Source organism: Myxococcales bacterium (assembly GCA_016717005.1).
Taxonomy (GTDB): Bacteria; Myxococcota_A; Polyangia; order Haliangiales; family Haliangiaceae; genus UBA2376.
In genome coordinates this window covers 49,061-67,827 of sequence record JADJUF010000001.1, presented here as the reverse complement: position 1 = coordinate 67,827, position 18,767 = coordinate 49,061, and the positions used below count along the sequence as shown (strand labels likewise).

Here is an 18,767-nt window from a genome sequence, read left to right as displayed (position 1 = left end):
CAAGGATGATCAGAGTTTCGCCCAGGTCGGAAATCTCGATCGCGGCTGGATCGAGACCGTACTCGATTTAGTCAGTATGTATAATATGTTTACTGTATGTAAACAAAGTGGTCGATATTCTGACGCCGGATCAGTGGCGTCGCAATCTATGTAACCTGGATCTCAGTAATTGCGAGTCTGGCACGCAACCTGCGTTCACCCCTGGGCGACGAACCCGGAGGTCCCATGCGCCGTCTTGCTGCTGTCGTTCTCGCCTTCGCCGCCCTCGCCGCGGTCCCCACCACCGCCAGCGCGTACTACGTCGAGTACTACCGGGACAACCTGTTCCTGGGGCTCGCGTACCACCGGGTCGGCTGTCTGACCGACTGGACCACCATCCAGAGCACGCAGGAGTACGACGGCTTCACGACGTACGACTACTGCCGCACCGGCACCAGCTCGAACTCGGTGCCGTCGGGCGAGTGGTTCGACTGGAACTACGTGGCGGGCTCGACGGTGTCGGCGGCCAAGGCCAGCCTCGACGGCTACGGCGGCCAGGCCAACACCTGCTACGCCACGCCCAGCTACCAGGACCGCTCGAACGTCTGCAGCTACAACGTGCTGTCGGACTGCAACAGCGACTGCTGGATGGAGAACTTCTCCTCGCGGCAGGGCTGGACGGTCGACACCGCGAGCGGGTGCTGGGGCTCGCCGCCGGTGTCGTCGGTCAACGGCATCTCGTGCGACAAGTAGCGCGCCGCGCGATCGGAGGCGCCGCGCTCGTCGCGCTGGTGGTGATCGCGGTGCTGCTGCTGCGCAGCCGCAGCGACGCCCGCAGCGCGCCCAGCCCGGCGCCCGCCGCGGATCCGGCGCTCGTGACCGCGCCGAACAAGCCCGCGCACCCGCCCGCGCCCGGGACGCCGCGGACGCGGGTGCCGTCGCCCGAGATGCCGCGCGACGTCGACGCGGTCGCGCGCGTGGCCTACGAGCGGGCCAAGGCCGCGGGCACGCCGCCCGGCGAGGCCGCGTTCCGCGCGATGATCCACGCGTTCATCGAGTACAACGCCGAGTTCGCGAAGGCCCAGGCCGCCAAGGAGGGCATCACCGTGGCCGAGGTCGAGGAGCTGACCTACCTCGGCTACCTGGTGATGGCGACGCAGCGGCTCGGCGAGGTCGAGGAGATCGTCGGGCGCACGTTCACCGAGACCGAGCGCGGCCAGATCGCCGAGCTCATGCAGAAGCACAACGGCGGCTTCAAGGACGCGATGCACGAGGCCGTGGCCCGGGGCGCGTCCGAGGACGAGCGCCGCCAGCTCATCGCCGCCACCGAGGCCGCGTACAAGCAGGACCTGTACGCGGCGACCGGCCTCGACGACGACACCCTCGACGGCCTGCTGGCCGGCGATCTCGCCAAGCCCGGCGCGCCGCTGACCACCGAGATCCCCGCCGACATCGAGCCGCGGCCCTACGTCGCCGATCAGCCGCGCCCCGGCGGCCCCCCGCTCACCGCGGCGGGCGAGCGAGGTGCGCCCCCGGTCCGCCCGCTGGTACGCGTCGTAGCGGGCGCCGAGAGCCGCCCCGGGTCGGTCCGGCCGGCCGCCCCGGGCCCGCGCGATGCCGTCCGGTCCTCGGCCGCGAGGCCCGCGCAGGCCGGCGCGCCAGGCGCGCGGCGGCCGGGGCAGCAGGCCCCGGCACCAGGCGCGGGCGCGGCGCGGGGGTCGCCGCCCCGGGCGCGGCCGGGGCCGGCGCCCTCGCGCCGTGGTGCGCCGGCCGGTGGCGCGCGGCCACCGCCGCCCCCGCGACCGCCGCGGCCCACTCAGCGCGTGGCCCGGCCCGCCTGCGCCCAGGCCTCGACCAGGTTGCCGCCGTCGAGCGTGAGCGTGACGGTGATCGTGGCGCGCACCTGATCGCAGTCCTGATCGCCGGTGGCGGTGAGGACGAGGGCCTTGCCCGCCCGCGCCACCTGGTACGAGAAGCGGTGGCGGCCGTCGATCGAGAACTTGAGCGCGCGCCAGCCCGGCTCGAGCCACAGGTCGGCGTCGGGCGCGCACACCCGCCGGGTCGCGCAGCAGGTGCCGATCGCCGGCGTCGGGCCGACGTCGATCGCCGGCAGCTCGCCGTGCTCGGTGACGTAGGCGCGGATCTGGCCGACCAGGTAGCGCAGGAGCGTCGGGGCCTCGTCGGCGGTCTGCTCGACCGAGCAGCGCTGGATCGCGGCCGGGCAGGTGGCGAGCGTGCACAGCGCCACGAACGCCAGGGCCCAGCGCACCCGCCGCCACACCGTCGACGGGCGCACCGTCACGGCGGCACGCGCGCGAGGTGATCGCGCACCAGCTCGGCGACCGCGCGCGGCGCCTCGAGCTGGGGCACGTGGCCGATGCCGTCGAGCACCCGCAGCCGGCTGTGGGGCACGGCCGCGGCGACCTTGCGCGCGGTGTCGACGTGGATGATCCGATCGCAGCGGCCGTGGACGATCAAGGTCGGCTGATCGATCGCGTCGAGGTCGCGCGGCAGCCCGGTCGCGGGCGTGGCCTCGACCCAGCCCCGGAACATCTCCTCGAGCTCGGTCCGGGCCGCGGCCCGGCGCGCGGCCACGTAGCGCTGGATCGCGCGCGGCACCTTCGGCGGCTTCTCGACGACCATGCGCATGAAGCGGTCGCTGTCCTCGGCGCCGGGGATGAGCAGGTTCTCGCCGCGGGCCAGGGCCCGGGTCAGCTCGCTCTCGGCCAGCTCGGGCGCGGCCGATGCGACCAGCACCAGCGACGCGACCCGGGCCGGGTGGTTGCGCGCGATCCACAGCGCGATGCCGCCGCCCATCGAGTTGCCGCACAGGTGCGCGCGGGCGACGCCCGCGGCGTCGAGGGCGCCGACGATGGCCGCGCCCATCGCCGCCGGGGTCGCGCGGCCGCGGTCGATCAGCGTCGAGGCGCCGTGGCCGGGCAGGTCGATGATCAGCAGCGGCCGCTGGCGCACCCACGGCGCCATCAGGAGCCAGGTCTCCTTGTCGCCGCCGAAGCCGTGGATCATCACCAGCGGCGTGCCGACGCCGGGTCGCTCGAGGGCGGCGAGCGTGAGGTCGCCGACGGCGAGCGTCCGCCGGCGCAGCCCGGCCGCGGCCCGGAGCCCGCGCTCGAGCGCGCGCAGCTGCACCCCGCCGAGCTGGATCTCGAGCCGGTGGGCCAGCGTGGTCACGGAACGTCCGTCGGCAGCGGCGCCAGGACCGGGGCGCCGGCGGCGGTCAGCGCCGCGACGAACGCCCCGAGCTGCGCACGCTCGGCCGCGGTCAAGGTCACCGGCGGCAGCCCGGGATCGATCACGCTCGGGTCCGCGCCCTGGCCGCGGCCGCCCGCCAGGTGCCAGTCGATCGCGGCGTCGAGCGAGGTCGCGCTGCCGTCGTGGAAGAACCGCGTCCGGGCCGCGGCGCCGCGCAGGCCCGGGGTCTTGAAGGCGCCGCCGAGCGCGGCGTCGACCCGGCCGCGCCCGTCGTCGCGCGACGTGATCAGCCCGAGCCGGTGGTAGCCGTGGTCGGTGTACAGCGGCGGCGGGTGGCAGCTCCCGCACAGCGCCTTGCCGCTGAACAGCTGGTAGCCGGCGACGGTGTCGTCGGACACCGCGCCGGCGACGCCGGCCTCGTGGGCGTCCCAGGGGCTGCCGCCGACGAAGCGCGTCACCACGAACGCCGCCAGCGCCGCGAGCACGGTGTCGCCGGCGGTGCGGCCGTGGCCGGCCCGGGCCAGGTGCGCGGCGTAGGTCGGGCTGGCGGCGAGATCGAGGGCGGCGTCGTCGAGCGTCTGGTTGAGCTGCGCGCGCGCGTGGTTGGGCAGCCAGCTGGTCAGGCTGGCGCCGCGCCCGTCCCAGCCCAGCTCCGGCGACCACGCGAGGTTCACCAGCGCCGCGGCTCGGCGCAGGCTCGGTCGCCCGGCGGCGGTGCGCGGGTGTGGCTCGGTGCCGCTGTAGCCGTGGGCCGGATCGTGGCAGCTCGCGCACGCGGTGGTGCCGTCGGCGCCCAGGTGCGGCTCGCGGAACAACAGCTCGCCGAGCGCGACCTCGGCCGCGGTCGGCGCGACGTCGCCGGGCAGCGGCGGCAGCCCCGCCGGCGTCGGCGGCACCGGCGGCGGCGGCGGCAGCACCACCTCGCCGTCGGGCCCGCGCGGGACCGCGTCGACGGTGCGGGCGTCGCTGGCCGCGATCACGCCGGCCCCGCGCTTGTCCGAGGACTTCGACGGGCAGGCCCCGACGGCGAGGAGCAGCGTGGCGAGCGCGACGGCGCGCGCGGGCGGGACGAGCCCCGGAGGTAGCTCAGGCATGGGCGCGGTGGGCCAGGTAGCAGGTTGGGGGCACGTCGGCCAGCACGCGCTGGGCGTTACCGCCGAGGATCTTGGCGAGCGTCTCGGGGGGGACGCCGCGGCGCGACAGGGCCGCGGTCAGGTTGGGCAGGCACGCGACGTCCTCGAGGCCGACCGGCGGCACGACGAAGCCGTCGAAGTCCGAGCCGAGCGCCGGCACGTCGGGCCCGGCCACGTCGACGATGTGCAGCAGGTGATCGACCACCGCCTCGACGTCGGCGCCGCCCAGGAACCGGCGCGCGAAGATGATGCCGACGCAGCCGCCGTGATCGGCGACCGCGCGCAGCTGCGCGTCGTCGATGTTGCGCCAGTGGGCGTGGACGCCGCTGACGCCGGTGTGGGTCACCATCGGCGGCGCGGTGGTCAGGGCGAGCGCCTCGAAGAAGCCCTTGCGGTTGATGTGCGCGAGATCGACGATCACGCCGCACCGGTTCATCTCGCGCACGACGTCCCGGCCGATCGCCGTGAGCCCGCGATCGGGATCGGCCCCGCGGCCCTTGGCCGGCGCCCCGAGCGCGTTGGCCGAGAAGTGCATCAGGCCGATCGCGCGCACGCCCCGGCGCGCGAAGTACGCGACGTTGGCCGGATCGGCCTCGAGCGCCTGGCCGCCCTCGATGCCGCCCATCGCGGCCAGCTGCCCGCGGGCCTTGCACGCGGCGACCTCGTCGGCGGTGAGCGCCCAGGCGATCTGGTCGGGGTGCTTGGCGATCGCGCGATCGAGCGCGTCGAGCTGGGTGTCGACCGCGTGCTTGCAGCCGCGCTCGGGGTAGGGGACGGTCCACAGCCCGAACACCTGCGCGGCGACGCCGCCGTCGCGCAGCCGCGGCAGATCGACGTGGCCGACGTAGTTGAGCCGGCCGGGCAGGGGCCGGTCGTGGCGATCGGCCAGCTCGAAGTCGAGCTTGTCCATCAGCTTGGCGGTGTCGGCGTGCAGGTCGGTGACCGTGGCCTCGCCGTGGAAGGCCCGGGCCTCGACCGGGGTCATCGCGCCGGGGGCGCCGTCGAGGATCGCGGTCACGCCGCGCCTCCGGCCGGCCGCCAGCGATCGCGCACGACCTCGAGCACCGCGATCGCGGCCTCGACCCGGTTGAACGGCGGCATGATGTACGCGCCGGCGACCCGGTGCTTGACCGCGGCCAGCGCCTCCTGCGCGATGCGCAGGCCCTCGGCCCGGCCCTCGGCGCCGGCGCCGGCCTTGGCCATGCGGGCGCGGATGTCGGCGGGGATGGCCATGCCCGGCACCTCGTTGTGCAGGAACTCGGCGTTCTTGGCCGAGGCCAGCGGCAGGATGCCGACCATCATCGGCAGGCCGAGGCCGGCGGTGTCGTCGAGGAAGCGCTCGAGCGTGCGCGGGTCGTAGACCGGCTGGGTCATCACCAGCTCGGCGCCGGCGGCCTTCTTCTCCTCGAGCCGGCGCAGCTCGCGGTCGTAGTCGGCGGCGCCCGGCTCGGCGCCGGTGGCCAGCACGAACGAGGTCGGCGGCGCCGGCTTGCCGGCGGGATCGACGCCGGCGTTGAGGCCCGCGGCCATGCGCAAGAGGCCGACCGAGTCGACGTCGTAGACCGGCGTCGCGAACGGGTAGTCGCCCATCTTGGGCGGGTCGCCGGTGATGATCACCAGGTCGCGCAGGCCCAGGGCCTGGGCCCCGAGCAGGTGCGCGACCAGCCCGAGGAAGTTGCGATCGCGCGTGCAGACGTGGAGGATCGGCTCGACGGCGGTCTCGGCGACGAGCCGCGCGCACACCGCGAGGTTGCCCATCCGCGCCGAGGCGCGCGGGCCGTCGGCGATGTTGACGATGTCGACGCCGGCGGCGAGCAGCTCGGCGACCTGGGCCTTGGTGCGCGTGAGATCGCTGCCGGCCGGCGCGGTCAGCTCGACCGAGACCGCGAACTCGCCCGCGGCGATGCGCGCGCCCAGGCGGCTGCGCTCGGCCAGCGGCACCACCGCCGGGCCCGGGGTCGAGCCGGGGCCGCCGCTGACGATCGACGGCGTCGACGGCACCTGGCTGGGCGCGTCGTCGAGCCGGGCGCCGCCGAGCATGCGGAACGCGCCGAGCATGGCCTGGATGTGCGCGGGCGTCGTGCCGCAGCAGCCGCCGATGGCGCGGACCCCGCTCTTGAGCAGCCGGCGCGCGAACACGCCGAAGTGCTCGGGGTTGGCGACGTAGATCGTGCGGCCCTCGACCGCGGCCGGCATGCCGGCGTTGGGCTGGACGATGACCGGCTTGCCGCGGCCGATCATGCCGGTGGCGACGGTGTACAGCTCGGCCGGGCCGACGCCGCAGTTGGCGCCGATCACGTCGGCGCCGGCGCTGACCAGCCGCTCGGCGACCTCGGCCGGGGCCAGGCCGCCGTCGCCCTTGCAGGCCATGTCGAAGACGTGCTGCGCCACCACCGGCACCTTGGGCCCGCGCTCCTTCGACACCGCGATCGCCAGCTCGAGCTCGAGGATCGACGAGAACGTCTCGAGCAGGATCAGGTCGACGCCGGCGACCACGAGCGTGTCGATCTGCTCGGCCAGGGCCATGCGCGCGCGCCGGCGCTCGGCCTCGGACGCGATCGCGAACCGGACCCCGGTCGGGCCGACGGCGCCCGCGACGTAGGCGCGGCCCGCGACGGCCTCGCGCGCCACCTTCACCGCGGTCTTGTTGAGCGTGACCATCTGATCGGCGAGGCCGTGGCGGGCCAGCGCGATCCGGTTGGCGCCGAAGGTGTCGGTCTCGATCACCTGGGCGCCGGCGTCGAGGTAGTCGCGGTGGACCCGGGCGATCAGCTCGGGCTGCGCGGTGACCAGCTCGTCGTAGCTGCGGGTGTGCAGGACGCCGCGATCGTAGAGCAGCGAGCCCATCGCGCCGTCGAACAGGATCGGCCCCTCGGCCAGGGCGTGGAGGAACGGCTTCATCGCGAGCTCCGCGGCGCCGCGCCGAAGCCGGCGGCGGCGAGGTGACGGCGGACCGCGCGGAACGCGTCGCCGCGGCCGATCTGCGCCAGGTGACCGCCCGGGAACCAGTGGATCGCGCAGTCGCCCCAGTGGGCGCGCAGGCGCTCGGCCTGATCGGGCGGCGTGATGCGATCGCCGTGGCCGGCGACGATCATGCGGTGGCCGTGCGGCACCAGGCACGGGCGCGTGGTCGGCGCGTGCACCGCGAACACCTCGGCCAGGAGCGTCGACGACACCCCGGCGGCGGCGGCGCGTCGGCGGGCCGGGCTGTCCTCGCCGTGGCGCCACATCAGCTCGCTCATGTCGACCGCGGGGATCATCGCGACCGCGAACGCGAGCGCGGGGTCGATCGTCGACCACAGCGCGGTGGTGTAGCCGCCCAGGCTCATGCCCATCGCCCCGACCGCGGTGGCGCCGCGGTCGCGCAGGTGCTGGCCGAGGCCGCGCAGCTCCCAGATGGCCTGGCCGAAGGCCTCGTTGGTGCGGACCACGTTGGCCGACGGGAACAGCGCGCCCGAGCGCGGGCCGCGCCCGACGGCGCCGGGCGCGCGCTCGCCGTGGAACGGCAGCTGGAAGACGACCACGTCGAAGCCGCGGGCCATCCAGTAGCCGACCACGAACGCGCGCTCCTCCAGCCACCAGGCGCCGCCACCCCAGCCGTGCAGCAGCACCAGCGTCGGCCGCGGCCCGCCGGGCCGGGCGTAGCGCCGGGCGTGGACGGTGTGGTTCTCGGTCCAGCGGTGGTGCTCGTCGCGGTAGCTGGCCAGGAACGGCCGGTAGGCGGAGGCCCAGGTCAGGTGCTCGACGGTGCCGCCCCAGGCCTCGCCGACGACCTCGGCCCGGACGTCGGGCCGCGGCGGCGCCGGGAAGAACCGGCTGGGCGTGCCGAGCGTGTCGTCGCGGTAGCGGCCGGCCAGGTCGACCAGGCGGCGGTGGGCGTCCTCGGGGATCGCCGCCTCGCGCCGGGCGGACGGGCCCGCCATGCGCCGCTCCATCACCCGCACGACCCCGCGGTCGAGGGCGGCCGAGGCCCGGGTCACAGCGCGCACCACGTCGCGGATCACCGGGCGACCGTACAACGAACGCCGCGGCGCGGCATCGGTCGGCGTGCTATTCCCAGATCATGATCGCTCCGCGCAGCGCGGCGGCCGTCGCCGTCTGGATGGTCCTGGTCGCCGGCCTGGCCGAGGCCGATTCGCTCGGCGGCATCGCCGCCAACGAGAAGAGCTACGTGGTCGGGGCCAGCCGGGTGTGCGCGCCGCTGGCCGTGACCGGCGGCGAGGCCCGGGGCGCGGCCGCGTGCCGGACCGCGGACACCGCCGAGGTCGCCGCGCTGTCGACCCGGCTGCCGAGCCCGCAGCGCGGGGCCAAGGCCGAGGTCGTCGCCACCGCCGCCGGCCGCACGATCCGCGTGGCCACCGCCGCTGGGGTGCCGCTGGTGGCGTGGAACAGCGGCGACACCGTCACCTCGATCGTCGACGTCTGGCGCTCGCCGACCGACCGGCTGATCGTGGTCGAGTACGTGGTGCGCCGGGCCGGGCGCGAGCTGCACGACGTGATCGGCTTCGACGTCGGCGTCGGCCGCACGCTCGGCGCCGATCCGCCGCCGTCGACCGAGCCGCCGCCGCGGGTCGCGCCGCCGCCGGTCGCCGACGATCCGGGGCTGGCCCGCGTCGTCACCGCGGCGCGCAAGGCGCGCGGCAAGACCGCGGTCAAGGGCTGGGGCATCGTGCTCACGCTCGCGCCCGATCATCCCGAGGCGCTGTACCGCCTGGCCGCGCTCGACGTCGCCGGCAAGCGCACCGCCCAGGCGCTCGACCGGCTGGAGGCCCTGGCCCGCGCGCCGGCGCCCGACGCGATCGAGTGGCTGGTCGAGGCGCGCTTCGACAAGGCGTTCGGCAAGCTGGTCGGTGAGCCGCGGTTCCGGACCGCGGTCGGGCTCGACCGCGCCGGCACCGATCCGTACGAGCGGATCATGGGGCTCGGCGGCGAGTGGGAGCAGGCGCTGGTGCCGTGCGATCAGCCCGAGATCAAGCTGACCTTGCGGCGCGATCGCAAGGTCACGATCGTGCTGCGCTCGGCGTGTCAGGGCATGCGCGACAAGATCACGTTCCGCGGCACCTGGGCGATCACCGGCGCCGGCATCGAGCTGCGCCTGCCCAAGCTCGACACCGGCGACGACGCGGCGCCGTGCCTGCTGGCGCGCGATCGCGACGAGGACGTGCTGCGGTGCCAGGTCGACGCCGACCTCGGCTTCGAGGCGCGCCCCAGCCGCCGCTGAGGTGCCAGCCGGAACCGGAGTCGGAACCGGAGTCGGAACCGGAGTCGGAACCGGAGCCGGATCCGGAGTCGGAACCGGAGTCGGAACCGGAGCCGGAACCGGAACCGGAGTCGGAACCGGAGTCGGAACCGGAGTCGGAACCGGAGTCGGAACCGGAGCCGGAACCGTCGGAACCGGAGTCGGAGCCGGAGGAACCGGAGCCGGAACCGCCGGAACCGGAGCCGGAACCGTCGGAGCCCCGGTCGTGCGCGCCGGGCCCAACCCGGGCACACTGGGCGCCATGACCTGGACGCCGACCGCGTGCATCTTGTGCGAGTGCAACTGCGGGCTCGAGGTCGAGCTCGGCGGCGACGACGGCCGCCACCTGGTCAAGCTGCGCGGCGACCGCCGCCACCCCGGCTCGCAGGGCTACGCGTGCGAGAAGGCCCACCGCCTCGACCACTACCAGCACGGGCGCGATCGCGTGACCGCGCCGCTGCGGCGCCGGGCCGACGGCACGTTCGAGGAGATCGACTGGGACACCGCGATCCGCGAGGTCGCCGCGCGCCTGGCCGCGGTCCGCGACACCCACGGCGGCGACGCGATCTTCTATTACGGCGGCGGCGGCCAGGGCAACCACCTGCCCGGGGCCTACGCCACCGCGACCCGCCGGGTGCTGGGCGCGCGCTACCGCTCGAGCGCGCTGGCGCAGGAGAAGACCGGCGAGTTCTGGGTCAGCGACCGCATGCTCGGCACCAGCACCCGGGCCGACTTCGAGCACGCCGACGTGGCGCTGTTCATCGGCAAGAACCCGTGGTTCTCGCACTCGATCCCGCGCGCGCGCGTGACGCTCAAGGCCCTGGCCGCCGACCCCGCGCGCACGCTGATCGTGATCGATCCGCGCCGGACCGAGACCGCGGCCCTGGCCGATCTGCACCTGCAGGTGACGCCGGGCGGCGACGCGTGGCTGCTGGCGGCGATCCTCGCGGTGCTGGTCGCCGACGGGCGGATCGATCGCGGCTTCCTCGACACCCACGCGGTCGGCGTCGAGCCGGTGCTGGCGGCGCTGCGCGCGGTCGAGGTCGCCGCCTGCTGTGTCCGGGCCGGCGTGGCCGAGGACCTCGTGCGCCGGGCCGCGGCCGCGATCGCCGGCGCCACCGCGCTCGCCAGCTTCGAGGATCTGGGCGTGCAGATGAACCAGCACTCGACGCTGGTCAGCTACCTGCACAAGCTGCTCGTGGTCTTGACCGGCAGCTTCGGCCGGCCCGGCACCCACTTCGCGCCGACGACGATGGTGCCGATCTGGGGCGGCGCGTCGGCGTCGACCTCGCCGGTGGTCGGCGCGCGCATCGTCGCGGGGCTGGTGCCGTGCAACGTCATCGCCGAGGAGATCCTGACCGAGCACCCGAAGCGCTACCGGGCGATGCTGGTCGAGGCCGCCAACCCGGCCCACTCGCTGGCCGACTCGCCGCGCATGCGCGCGGCGCTGGGCGCGCTCGACACGCTGGTCGTCATCGACGTCGCGATGTCCGAGACCGCGCAGCTGGCGCACTACGTGCTGCCGGCGGCGACCCAGTACGAGAAGGCCGAGGCCACGTTCTTCAACTTCGACTTCCCGAAAAACGTGTTCCACCTGCGCCCGCGGCTGTTCCCGCCGCCGCCGGGGCCGCTGCCCGAGGCCGAGATCCACGCGCGGCTGTGCGAGGCGCTCGGCGCGGTCTCCGAGGACATGCTGGCGCCGCTGCGGGCCGCGGCCGCGCTCGGGCGCACCGCCTACGGGCAGGCGTTCGCGGCCCGGGTGCTGGGCAACCCGACCCTGACCGCGCTGGCGCCGGTGCTGCTGTACCGCACGATGGCGCTGCCCGACGATCAGCGCGAGGCCGCGGTGCTGTTCGCGCTGTGCGCGCGCCTGGCGATGCAGCAGCCGGCGTCCTTGGCCCGGGCCGGCTTCGGCGGGCCGCCGCTGGCCGCGGCCGAGGCGCTGTTCGCGGCGATCCTGGCGGGGCCCTCGGGGGTGGTCTTCGCCGTCGACGACTGGGCCGATCAGCCGCGGCGCATCGGCACCGCCGACAAGAAGATCCACCTCGAGCTGCCCGATCTGCTGGCCGAGCTGGCGACGGCGCTGGCCAGCCCGCCCGAGGTCCGCGATCCGGCGTTCCCGTTCGTCCTGGCCGCGGGCGAGCGGCGCGCGTTCACCGCCAACACGATCGTGCGCGACCCGGCCTGGCGCAAGAAGGACGCCGACGGCGCGCTGCGCATGAGCCCGAGCGACGCCGCGGCGCTGGGCGTGGCCACCGGCGATCGGGTGCGCCTGGCGACGGCGCGGGCCGCGGTCGAGGTCGCGATCGAGGTCAGCGACGCGATGCAGGCCGGGCACCTCGCGCTGCCCAACGGCCTGGGCCTGCGCTACCCCGGCGTCGACGGCGACGTCACGCCTGGGGTCGCGCCCAACGAGCTGACCGCCGCGGGCGATCGCGATCCGTTCGTCGGCACGCCCTGGCACAAGCGGGTGCCGGCCCGGCAGCGCGTGCCGGCCCGCGTCGAGCGGCTCTAGAGTTCCCAGGCGGCCTGGCGCCTGGCCAGCTGCGGTGGGCTCAGGCGTCGACGTCGAACTGCACGCCCTGCGCGAGCGGCAGGTCGTGGCCGTAGTTGATCGTGTTGGTCGCGCGGCGCATGTACGCGCGCCAGCTGTCCGAGCCCGACTCGCGGCCGCCGCCGGTGTCCTTCTCGCCGCCGAACGCGCCGCCGATCTCGGCGCCCGACGGGCCGAGGTTGACGTTGGCGATGCCGCAGTCGGAGCCGTCGGCCGCGACGAACCGCTCGGCCTCGCGCAGATCGCGGGTGAAGATCGACGACGACAGCCCCTGCGGCACCGCGTTGTGCGCGGCCAGCGCGTCCTCGAGGTCGTGGTAGCGCACGACGTAGAGGATCGGCGCGAAGGTCTCGTCGCGCATCGGCCCGGCCTGGTGGTCGAGCTCGACCAGCGCCGGTCGGCGGTAGACGCCGCCGCCCAGGTCGACGACGTCGCCGCCGTGGACCCGGCCGCCGAGCGCGCGGGCCGCGTCGAGGGCCCGGGTCATGGCCGCGCCGGCGGCCGGATCGATCAGCGGGCCGACCAGCGTGCCGGGCGCGCGCGGATCGCCGACCGCGACCGAGGCGTAGGCGCGCGCCAGCCGCGGCACGAGCGCGTCGTAGATGTCGGCGTGGACGAACAACCGCCGCAGCGTCGTACAGCGCTGGCCGGCGGTGCCCATGGCCGAGAACGCGATCGCCCGGACCGCGAGATCGAGATCGGCCGACGGCGCGACGATCGCGCCGTTGTTGCCGCCGAGCTCGAGCAGCGCGCGCGCGAACCGCGCGGCCAGCCGCGGCGCGACCGCGCGGCCCATCGCGGTCGAGCCGGTCGCCGACACCAGCGGCACGCGGGGATCGTCGACGAGCGCCGCGCCCACCGCCGGGCCGCCGATCACCACGCTCACCAGGTGCGGCGGCGCGTCGGCGAAGCCGGCCAGCGCCCGCGCGAACAGGGCCTGGGTCGCGAGCGCGGTCAGCGGGGTCTTCTCCGACGGCTTCCACACGCACGCGTCGCCGCACACCAGCGCCAGCGCCGCGTTCCACGCCCAGACCGCGACCGGGAAGTTGAACGCCGAGATGATGCCGACGACGCCCAGCGGGTGCCAGGTCTCCATCATCCGGTGGCTCCGGCGCTCGGTCGCGATCGTCAGCCCGGTGAGCTGGCGCGACAGCCCGACCGCGAAGTCGCAGATGTCGATCATCTCCTGGACCTCGCCCGCGCCCTCGCTGGTGATCTTGCCGGCCTCGAGCGTGACCAGGCGCGCGAGGTCGTCCTTGGCCGCGCGCAGCTCGTTGCCGAACCGCCGCACCAGCTCGCCGCGCCGCGGCGCCGGCACCCGCCGCCAGATCGCGAACGCCTCGGCCGCGCGATCGATCGCGGCGGTGGCGTCGGCCGGGGTCGCGGTCGTGAGCCGGGCCAGCTCCTCGCCGGTCACCGGCGACCGCACCGACAGGTCGCCGCCGTCGAGCGCGGCCGGGTCGACGCCGAGGCGGGTCAGGAGGGCGCGGGTCTCGGCGACAGCGGAGAGCAGGGGCATGGCCGATCGCGTAGCGCCTCTGGGCCGCCCGGCGCAAGGCGTCGGGCGGGTTGTACACGTCGGCCAAGGTCGCCCGTTGATCCACGCGCCAGGCGAGCCGTACACGTCGGCCAAGGTCGCCTCGGATCTATCTAACTGCCTTGAATTGCGTATCCGATCTCGGCCACGCAGGCTGCGTGAGCTACCCGTGAACCTCCCGACCGGATCCGGACACCAACATCTCGTTACCCGCCCAGGCGCTATGCTCTCCCTCGTGGCCAAGCACCCCAGCGAGCCGTCCGGCTCGGCCCGCCCCGGGGATCGACCGCTGGCGTCGCTCGACGAGCGCGAGCTGGTCGCGCGCTGCAAGGCCAACCAGCGCGCCGCGCACGACGAGCTGTACCACCGGTTCCGCCGCGTGGTCGCCGCGAACCTGTACCGGGTGCTGGGCGATCGCGGCGAGCTCGAGGATCTGGTGCAGGAGGTGTTCGTCATCGCCTTCCGCGGCCTGGCGACCTTCCGCCACGAGGCGCAGCTCGGCACCTGGCTCTACCGCATCTGCGTCAACGTCGCGTTCGGCAGGATGCGGACGCGCGGGCGGCGCCCACCGCCGATCGCCGTGGCCGACCTCGAGGCCGTGGCCAACCAGTCGAGCGCGACCGATCGGCCCGAGTCGCCGGAGCGCGCGCTCGAGCGGCGTGAGGATCAAGCGCGGGTGTACGCGGCGCTCGAACAGCTGCCGCCCAAGAAGCGGATCGTGCTGTACCTGCACGAGATCGAGGGGCGCGACCTGACCGAGATCGCGTACCTGGTCGGCTCGAACCCGGTGACGGTGCGGACCCGGCTGTTCTACGCGCGCCGCGAGTTCTACAAGATCCTGACGTCGACCGCCGGTGACGGCGAGGGCACGCCGTGAGCCACGTCGCCCCGCACCGCCTGGCCGATCTCGCCCGCGGCAGCCTCGGCGCCCGCGCCGCCCGTCGAGCCCAGGCCCACGTCGACGAGTGTGCGTCGTGCCAGCGCGCGCTCGCCCGGGTGCGCGCGGCGCGGACCACGTTCCCCGAGCTGGCGGCGTTGCCGGCGCCGGAGCTGCGCTGGGACCGCGTGCGCGCGCAGACCTACTGGACGCTCGGGACCGGCTCGCAGCCGGCGATGCCGGTCGCGGTGCCGTCGGCGCCGCCCCGGCGCGGGTGGTGGCTCGCGGCGCCGCTGGGGCTGGCCGCGGCCGCGGCCGCGGCGTGGCTGGTGATCCGTCCCACCGACACCGCGCTGCGCCCGGCGCTGGCGCGCGTCGACGCGCCCGTCGCGCCACCGGCGCTGGTCGTCGCGCCCGCGCCGCTGGCCGCGGTGGTGACGCTGGTCGAGTCGGCCGGCACGGTCACGACCGCCGATGGCCGCACGCTCGTCGGCGGCAGCGCGGTCGGCGCGCACCCGCTGGTCGCCGGCGATCGCATCGACACGGGCGACGGCCGCCTGGCCGCGCAGTTCGGCGCGGGCTCGACCGTCACCGTCGGGCCGCACGCGGCGCTGACGCTGGCGCGGTTCGACGCCGGCGGGGTCGAGCTGGTGCTCGGCGCGCAGGGCCAGGTCGACATCGAGGTCAGCCACCGCGCGCCTGAGCAGCGGTTCGTGGTCCGTGTCGGCGGGCGCGCCGTCGAGGTCCGCGGCACCGCGTTCCGGGTCGCGCGCGCCGGCGCCCAGGTCGAGGTCGCGTGCGAGCACGGGCGGGTCGCGGTGTCGTCGTCGGGCGCGGCCGACGCGGTCGAGCTGGGCGCGGGCCAGCGCCTCGCGGTCGTCGACGGTGAGCCGGTGCTCGGGCACCTGGTGCGGCCGCTGACCGAGGCCGAGCTGGCCGAGCTGCTGGCGGCGCGCCCGGCGCCGCTGCCGCAGTGGACCGATCCCGACACGATCTTCCGCACCACCGTGGCGCTGCCGCTGTTGGTGCCCGCCGGCCGCGCGGTCGCGATCGACGGTGTCGTCGTCGGCGCCGGCCCGCTGTGGCGGCGGCTGCCGCCGGGGCGGCACCTGGTCGAGCTCCACGATCGCGCCGGCCATGCCCAGGGCGGCCAGTGGGTCGAGCTCGACGGCTCGACCCCCGAGCGCCCGCTGGTGATCGCCGAGGCCGCGGCCGAGCCGACGCTGACCGCGACCGGCACCGCCGCCGCGCGGCGCCAGCGCCTGGTCGAGCTGTCGCGCGCGCTCGATCAGCGGCAGCTCCGCAACTGCGTCCGCTCGCTGGCCAAGCAGGGCCTCGCCGACGGCACCCACGTCGAGCTCGAGGTCGGCGTGCAGGCCTCCGGGGCGATCCGCTACCTGAACATCGTCGACACCGACCTGCCCGCGCGCAGCGCCGCGTGCGTGCGCGACGTCGTCAGCCAGACCCGCCTCGGCGACGGCGCCCAGGTGTCCTGGCGCCACCGCGTCACGTTCTGATCGGCCGCCACCCCGGCCAGGGGCGGCGCCGGCGCCGCGCGACGAGGCGCCAGCGGGCCACGAACCCGGCGCGGCCGAGTTGAGCCGCGGGCGCCGATCATCGAATATCGCGCGCCATGATCCGCTACGACACCCGCGACTGGTTCGCGATCCTGCGCGGCGTCCGCGGCACCGTGCTGCCGCGGATCGCGATCCGCGTCCTGATGGTGGCCGGCGTCGGCCTGGTCGGGACGGCGCTGCGGCGCTACGACGTGGTCGACCTGGCGATCCCCGGCATCATCCACACGATGGTCGGCGTCGCGCTCGGCCTCCTGCTGGTGTTCCGCACCAACGCCTCGTACGACCGCTACTGGGAGGGGCGGCGCCTGGTCGGCGCGATGGTCAACAACGCGCGCGATCTGGTGCGCCAGGGCGCGAGCTACCTGGCGCCGGGCGCCGACGCCGCGTTGCGCGACCGCACGATCGCGCTGTACGTGACGATCCGCCGGTACCTGCGCGACGAGCGCACCTGGCCCGAGCTCGAGGCCCGGCTGCCGGCCGCGCTGCTCGCCGAGCTCGCGGCGGCCCGCTGTCCGCCCCTGGTGATCAGCCGCGCGATCGGCGACCTGCTGGCGGCGGAGGCGGCGGCCGGGCGCCTGAGCGAGCACCGCCTGGTCATGCTCGATCAGGCCGTGTCCGATCTGATCGACGCGCTCGGCGGCTGCGAGCGCATCCTGCGCACGCCGGTGCCGTTCGCGTACGCGCACCACATCAAGGGCTTCCTGACCCTGTTCTGTCTGTCGGTGCCGATGGCGCTGTTGCCGGCGATGGGCTGGGCCACCGGGCCCGCGGCCGCGGTGGTCGCGTACGCGCTGTTCGGCATCGACGAGATCGGCGTCGAGATCGAGGACCCGTTCGGCTACGACCCCAACGATCTGCCGCTCGAGGCGATCGGCGACAACCTGGCGATCGACGTCGAGCAGGCCCTGACCCGCGCGGCCTGAGCGCGCGCCGCCGCGCTCGGCGGCCGTCCCGAGGCGCGCGCTGCGGCCTGCGACCGCACCGCAGGCGGTTGCCACGGTCCGGGCGCCCGGGCGACCATCCGCCGATGCGTCGAACCTCGCTCGTGCTCGTCTCCGTGCTCCTGACCTGCGCGTGCGGCCCGGGCGCCAAGGCCCCGACGCCGCCCGGCCCGCCCGGCGGCGATCAACCGCCCGCGGGCGAGCGCCAGCCGGCGACCGAGTTCACGATGACCGATCGCGGCAGCCTGGCGTTGCCCGGCCTGATCGTGTTCGCGACGGGATCGGCCGAGCTGGAGCTCGCCGCCAGCGAGCCGGCGCTCTGGCACATCCACGACTACCTGGTGGCCAAGGACGCGGTGACGCTGGTGCGCATCGAGGGGCACGGCGATCAGTCGGGCGACGACGCGCTGATGCTGAGCGGCGACCGCGCGCTCTCGGTCGGACGCTGGCTGGTCGCGCACGACATCGCGTGCGAGCGGCTCCTGGCCGCGGCGTTCGGCGACACCAAGCCGATCGCCGACCCCGCGACGGCCGAGGGGCGCGCGGCGAACCGGCGGATCGAGATCGTCAACGCGTCGCTGCGCGGGATCGCGATCGGCGGCATGCCCCTCGACGGCAGCGCCCCGGCCGCGGCCCCGGTCTGCGACTGAGCGGCGCGCCCGCCACACCAGCGCCGCGCGCGTGCCAGCGAGCCCGACGCCCGGGCGCGCGTCGGCTGCACCCCGCGGGGCCTGCCGGCGCGGACGTGGCCTGCGGTCCGATCAGTTCGCGGCGCGGGCCGCGTCGATCTTGCGCGCGAGGTCGAGGACGGCGAGATCGCGCGGCGCCAGCGCGCGGGCCAGGGCGATCAGGTGCGCGGCGGCGGCGAGGTCGCCGTCGGCGATGCGGTCCTCGACGCCGGCGAGCTGGCTCGCGACCAGCCCGGGCGTAGCGGCGATCGCGCGCGCGGCCAGGGTCGCGCGGCGGGGCTCGTCGCCGGCGGCGGCGGCCAGGCGCGCGGCCTCGGCGAAGAAGTGGCCGCGGTGCTCGTGGGCCGGGTCGGCGTCGGCGGCGGCCTCGGCCTCGTCGACCGCGCCGGTGACGGCCCCGAGCCGCTCGGACAGCCGCGCGAGATCGAGCCAGGCCCAGGCCTGTCGGGGCGCGTGCGCGACCACCTCCTCGAGCTCGGTCCGGGCGGTGTCCAGATCGCCGCGCGCGACCAGCGCGCGCGCCAGGCGCCAGCGCGGGCCGGGCGCCTTGGGATCGCGCCGCACCTGGGCCTTGGCCATCGCGGTCGCGGTCTCGTCGGCCAGCTCGCCCTCCTCGGTGAACGCGTCCTCGCGGAACTCGCCGTCGCGATCGTGCAGCAGCGCGGTCGCCTCGATCGCGCCGTAGAGCCAGCGGTCGAAGCCGGTGCCGTCGCAGACGTCCTCGCCGGTCTCGGGATCGGCGCGCCAGACCCGGCCGTCACGATCGACCTCGATCGGCTCGGCCAGCCACTCGACCAGCGCCAGCCGGCCGCGCTCGTCCCAGGCCGGCGCGTCGGCGATCGCGACGACGCTCAGGCTGTCGCCGAACAGGCGGCCGCCGTCGAACGCCAGGTAGACGTCGGTCACCGTCGGCGGCCAGTCGAGGGGCACGCCGACCTGGGGCTCGCCGAGATCGTGCATGCCGTCGGGCCAGCGGCCGAGCGCCGCCAGGATGCGATCGACCACGGTGTCAGGCTCGGTGGCGGCGC

Annotated in this window: 16 protein-coding genes; 8 read left to right on the top strand and 8 right to left on the bottom strand. The window is 75.5% G+C overall.

Features of this window, described 5'->3' with window-relative positions; translation table 11 throughout:
- The first annotated feature begins 225 nt into the window (after positions 1-225).
- Together IPL61_00275 and IPL61_00270 are read left to right on the top strand one after the other, a co-directional pair.
- Complete coding sequence (locus IPL61_00275) at positions 226-732, top strand: hypothetical protein (GenBank protein ID MBK9029775.1); 507 nt, start codon at positions 226-228, stop codon at positions 730-732.
- Positions 720-1,886, top strand: a complete 1,167-nt coding sequence (locus tag IPL61_00270; GenBank protein ID MBK9029774.1) for a hypothetical protein — start codon at positions 720-722, stop codon at positions 1,884-1,886. Before IPL61_00275 ends, IPL61_00270 begins: the two co-directional genes overlap by 13 nt.
- Here the strand turns inward: IPL61_00270 and IPL61_00265 are convergent.
- From IPL61_00265 to IPL61_00240, 6 genes are read right to left on the bottom strand one after another with little or no spacing between them, the layout of a single operon-like run.
- Positions 1,796-2,281, bottom strand: coding sequence for a hypothetical protein (locus IPL61_00265; protein MBK9029773.1), 486 nt, complete (start codon positions 2,279-2,281; stop codon positions 1,796-1,798). The genes IPL61_00270 and IPL61_00265 overlap by 91 nt on opposite strands.
- Positions 2,278-3,171, bottom strand: coding sequence for an alpha/beta fold hydrolase (locus tag IPL61_00260; GenBank protein ID MBK9029772.1), 894 nt, complete (start codon positions 3,169-3,171; stop codon positions 2,278-2,280). The genes IPL61_00265 and IPL61_00260 overlap by 4 nt, the downstream gene beginning before the upstream one ends.
- Complete coding sequence (locus tag IPL61_00255; GenBank protein ID MBK9029771.1) at positions 3,168-4,286, bottom strand: hypothetical protein; 1,119 nt, start codon at positions 4,284-4,286, stop codon at positions 3,168-3,170. Before IPL61_00255 ends, IPL61_00260 begins: the two co-directional genes overlap by 4 nt.
- Positions 4,279-5,310, bottom strand: coding sequence for a dipeptidase (locus IPL61_00250; GenBank protein MBK9029770.1), 1,032 nt, complete (start codon positions 5,308-5,310; stop codon positions 4,279-4,281). Before IPL61_00250 ends, IPL61_00255 begins: the two co-directional genes overlap by 8 nt.
- 29 nt (positions 5,311-5,339) lie before the next feature.
- Complete coding sequence (locus IPL61_00245; protein ID MBK9029769.1) at positions 5,340-7,226, bottom strand: bifunctional homocysteine S-methyltransferase/methylenetetrahydrofolate reductase; 1,887 nt, start codon at positions 7,224-7,226, stop codon at positions 5,340-5,342.
- A complete protein-coding gene (locus IPL61_00240; protein MBK9029768.1) occupies positions 7,223-8,329 on the bottom strand; it encodes a hypothetical protein in 1,107 nt (368 codons plus the stop codon). Before IPL61_00240 ends, IPL61_00245 begins: the two co-directional genes overlap by 4 nt.
- Positions 8,330-8,388: 59 nt before the next feature.
- Between IPL61_00240 and IPL61_00235 the strand changes: the two genes are divergently transcribed.
- Together IPL61_00235 and IPL61_00230 are read left to right on the top strand one after the other, a co-directional pair.
- Positions 8,389-9,546: a hypothetical protein gene (locus IPL61_00235; protein MBK9029767.1), complete on the top strand. Its 1,158-nt coding sequence runs from the start codon at positions 8,389-8,391 to the stop codon at positions 9,544-9,546.
- A gap of 280 nt (positions 9,547-9,826) precedes the next feature.
- Positions 9,827-12,079, top strand: coding sequence for a molybdopterin-dependent oxidoreductase (locus IPL61_00230; GenBank protein MBK9029766.1), 2,253 nt, complete (start codon positions 9,827-9,829; stop codon positions 12,077-12,079).
- A 40-nt stretch (positions 12,080-12,119) separates the two neighbouring features.
- Here the strand turns inward: IPL61_00230 and IPL61_00225 are convergent, their stop codons facing one another.
- Positions 12,120-13,637, bottom strand: a complete 1,518-nt coding sequence (locus IPL61_00225; GenBank protein ID MBK9029765.1) for an aldehyde dehydrogenase family protein — start codon at positions 13,635-13,637, stop codon at positions 12,120-12,122.
- 253 nt (positions 13,638-13,890) lie between these two features.
- On the opposite strand from IPL61_00225, the gene IPL61_00220 reads away from it, so the two are divergent.
- The 4 genes from IPL61_00220 to IPL61_00205 all read left to right on the top strand — a co-directional run bounded on the left by IPL61_00220 (position 13,891) and on the right by IPL61_00205 (position 17,700).
- The gene (locus IPL61_00220; protein MBK9029764.1) at positions 13,891-14,532 is read left to right on the top strand and encodes a sigma-70 family RNA polymerase sigma factor; all 642 of its coding nucleotides are present in this window, start codon (positions 13,891-13,893) and stop codon (positions 14,530-14,532) included.
- Positions 14,529-16,049, top strand: coding sequence for a FecR domain-containing protein (locus tag IPL61_00215; protein MBK9029763.1), 1,521 nt, complete (start codon positions 14,529-14,531; stop codon positions 16,047-16,049). Before IPL61_00220 ends, IPL61_00215 begins: the two co-directional genes overlap by 4 nt.
- 116 nt (positions 16,050-16,165) lie before the next feature.
- Positions 16,166-17,032: a hypothetical protein gene (locus IPL61_00210; protein ID MBK9029762.1), complete on the top strand. Its 867-nt coding sequence runs from the start codon at positions 16,166-16,168 to the stop codon at positions 17,030-17,032.
- Between the two features lie 104 nt (positions 17,033-17,136).
- Positions 17,137-17,700: an OmpA family protein gene (locus IPL61_00205; protein ID MBK9029761.1), complete on the top strand. Its 564-nt coding sequence runs from the start codon at positions 17,137-17,139 to the stop codon at positions 17,698-17,700.
- Between the two features lie 111 nt (positions 17,701-17,811).
- On the opposite strand, the gene IPL61_00200 is transcribed toward IPL61_00205, so the two are convergent.
- Positions 17,812-18,744, bottom strand: a complete 933-nt coding sequence (locus tag IPL61_00200) for a tetratricopeptide repeat protein (GenBank protein ID MBK9029760.1) — start codon at positions 18,742-18,744, stop codon at positions 17,812-17,814.
- Positions 18,745-18,767 lie beyond the last annotated feature (23 nt).

Excerpts from the sequence above, each read along its gene's own strand:
- IPL61_00210 (MBK9029762.1), top strand. The coding sequence starts at position 16,166 with ATGATCCGCTACGACACCCGCGACTGGTTCGCGATCCTGCGCGGCGTC.
- IPL61_00275 (MBK9029775.1), top strand. The coding sequence starts at position 226 with ATGCGCCGTCTTGCTGCTGTCGTTCTCGCCTTCGCCGCCCTCGCCGCG.
- IPL61_00255 (MBK9029771.1), bottom strand. The coding sequence starts at position 4,286 with ATGCCTGAGCTACCTCCGGGGCTCGTCCCGCCCGCGCGCGCCGTCGCG.
- IPL61_00205 (MBK9029761.1), top strand. The coding sequence starts at position 17,137 with ATGCGTCGAACCTCGCTCGTGCTCGTCTCCGTGCTCCTGACCTGCGCG.
- IPL61_00235 (MBK9029767.1), top strand. The coding sequence starts at position 8,389 with ATGATCGCTCCGCGCAGCGCGGCGGCCGTCGCCGTCTGGATGGTCCTG.
- IPL61_00225 (MBK9029765.1), bottom strand. The coding sequence starts at position 13,637 with ATGCCCCTGCTCTCCGCTGTCGCCGAGACCCGCGCCCTCCTGACCCGC.
- IPL61_00245 (MBK9029769.1), bottom strand. The coding sequence starts at position 7,226 with ATGAAGCCGTTCCTCCACGCCCTGGCCGAGGGGCCGATCCTGTTCGAC.
- IPL61_00230 (MBK9029766.1), top strand. The coding sequence starts at position 9,827 with ATGACCTGGACGCCGACCGCGTGCATCTTGTGCGAGTGCAACTGCGGG.
- IPL61_00250 (MBK9029770.1), bottom strand. The coding sequence starts at position 5,310 with ATGACCCCGGTCGAGGCCCGGGCCTTCCACGGCGAGGCCACGGTCACC.